Origin of the sequence: Microcoleus sp. M2_D5, from assembly GCF_036701935.1 — a bacterium.
Taxonomy (GTDB): Bacteria; Cyanobacteriota; Cyanobacteriia; order Cyanobacteriales; family Microcoleaceae; genus Microcoleus.
Genome location: NZ_JAUBRP010000095.1, coordinates 1 through 2264 on the forward strand (window position 1 = coordinate 1; position 2264 = coordinate 2264).

General features: G+C 49.0%; 2 protein-coding genes. One reads left to right on the forward strand and one right to left on the reverse strand.

The features are described 5' to 3' along the window. Positions 1–196: 196 nt before the first annotated feature. Positions 197–1297, reverse strand: coding sequence for a metal ABC transporter solute-binding protein, Zn/Mn family (locus QUA50_RS26355; protein ID WP_333268078.1), 1101 nt, complete (start codon positions 1295–1297; stop codon positions 197–199). Positions 1298–1363: 66 nt separating this feature from the next. Here QUA50_RS26355 and QUA50_RS26360 point away from each other — a divergent pair, with 66 nt between their 5' ends. Continuing rightward, a complete protein-coding gene (locus QUA50_RS26360) occupies positions 1364–2083 on the forward strand; it encodes a metal ABC transporter ATP-binding protein (protein ID WP_333268077.1) in 720 nt (239 codons plus the stop codon). Positions 2084–2264 lie beyond the last annotated feature (181 nt).

Consider the following 2264-nt stretch of genomic DNA (forward strand, 5'->3'; position numbering starts at 1 on the left):
GCCCGTCATGAGTGGACGGGCGGGACGCCCATCCCACAATAACAATTAAAATTATAAGTTATTTAATTCGCGATCCTTAAAGTCATCGCAGCAAACGCAGCGTTTGCAATCGAAAACCCCTGCGATTGCAAACCCTGCATTTTGCTGCGTACCCAGAAAATGCAAGGTGCTTGCTAATAGGCGAACTTGAGACAGTCTATGGTTTGGGATTTGGTGCAGTTTCTCCTGCAAAGGAAGTACAATTGCCGCCGAGGCCAGAAATAATCGTGCAAGTATTGGTTTTCAGCATTCCCTGATAAGTATCAGCACCGGTGCCGGGGCCGCCCAACTCGTCGCTGTAAAGTTCCTTGTCCCAAATTTTGACATTTGCCTCCCTCGCCACAGTCTCCATCAACTTCGGATTAGTTGTGGTTTCGGCAAAAATTGTCGGCACTCCTGCGGTCTTAATTTCTGAGGATAATTCGGCAATTCTTGCGGCGGTGGGCTGTTCCTCTGTTGTCACACCCTGCAAAGCTCCAGCCATCTCCAAACCGTAAGCATCGGCATAGTAACTCAGAGCATCGTGAGTTGTTACTAACTTGCGTTTTTGGGCTGGAATAGTCGCAATTTGAGCTTTGATCCAAGTATCTACTTTTTGCAACTCATCTGTTAAGCTGGCTGCATTTTTGGTATAAAGTTGAGCATTGGCGGGGGAAACTTCGATCAATTTATCCCGAATTGTTTCTACCATACGGATGCCATTTTGAGGGTTATGCCAAACGTGAGGGTCAGGGACTTTTTCCCCTTCTGCATGGGCTTCATTTTCCGCTTTCTCTTCGCCGTGTTCGTGTTCGTGTTCGCCTATCAGCGGTTTGGGAACTGCGAGTTCGTGTACGGCGATTTTGGGTGCGGAATTACTGCTAGATTGAATTAACTTAATGATGCTGGGTTCGTGGTTGTAGCCTCCGTATAAAATCAGATTTGCGGTTTCAATCGCTTTGCGGTCTTCCGGCTTGGTTTGATAGGCGTGGGGGTCGTCTCCCGGCTTGATTAGACAGGTGGTGTCGATCGAACTTTGAGCGATTTCTTTAGTTATGTTGCAGATAACGCCAGTCGTGGCGACGACTTTGGGCAAGTTGGCGGCCCGACTGGCTTGAGTTTGAGTTGCGGCGGGACTCTCTGACACCGGATTGGTTGCGTTCTGTCCTCCACTGCAGCCAACCAGTCCGCAGCCAATTGCCAAAACAGCCGCACCGCACAATCTGCGGGTTTTTCCAGGCAAGTTCTTTAACATTTTCACCTTTGGAACGATAATCATTATTGCTTTTTCGAGTTATCCTATTGTAGTAGCTACGAACAAGAATCGTTCTCAAAATCTCTAATTATGCTAGAAGTGCAAGACTTGGCTGTCAATTATCGCGGAATTGCAGCCCTCAACAGCGTGAATTTCCAGTTAGATCCCGGACAATTAACGGGTGTGTTCGGCCCCAACGGCGCGGGGAAAAGCACGATGGTGAAAGCGATGCTGGGATTGATCCCGGCTTGTCGGGGTTTGGTGAAATATCAGGGGCGGCTGTTGAAGCAGCAGTTATCGCGGGTGGCTTATGTGCCGCAGCGATCGCAAATTGACTGGGATTATCCGATTACGGTGTGGAATGCGGTGATGATGGCGCGAACCGTCCAGACTGGCTGGTTTCGCAGCCCCTCGAAGCAGTCGCAAGAATTGGTGAAAGCTGCTTTGCGGAGGGTAGGAATGTGGGATTTGCGCGCTCGGCAAATTGGCGAACTGTCTGGCGGACAGCAGCAGCGGATTTTCTTAGCAAGGTCGATCGCCCAACAAGCCGATTTATTCTTCTTCGACGAACCTTTTAACGCGATCGACCAAGCAACCGAAGAAATTATTTTCGATATTTTTGCCGAACTAAAAGCAGAAAATAAAACATTGCTAGTAATCAGCCACGATTTAGGCGAAACGTTAAAACAGTACGACAATTTATTATTGCTCAACAAGCAGTTAATTGCGAGCGGTTCCTACCAGGAAGTGCTCACCGCAGCCAATATTCAAAAAGCCTATGGATACGATTTAAGTTTAGTGTCAGCGTAAGCCAAAAAAGATTTATCTTTAAAATTGATTGTGGCACAGGCGTCCCGCCTGTGAAGTGGATTGTGGCACGGGCGTCCCGCCTGTGAAGTGGATTGTGGCACAGCCGTCCCGCCTGTGAAGTGGATTGTGGCACGGGCGTCCCGCCTGTGCAATTGATTGTGGCACGGGCGTCCCGCCTGTG

Excerpts from the sequence above, each read along its gene's own strand:
- QUA50_RS26355 (WP_333268078.1), bottom strand. The coding sequence starts at position 1,297 with ATGATTATCGTTCCAAAGGTGAAAATGTTAAAGAACTTGCCTGGAAAA.
- QUA50_RS26360 (WP_333268077.1), top strand. The coding sequence starts at position 1,364 with ATGCTAGAAGTGCAAGACTTGGCTGTCAATTATCGCGGAATTGCAGCC.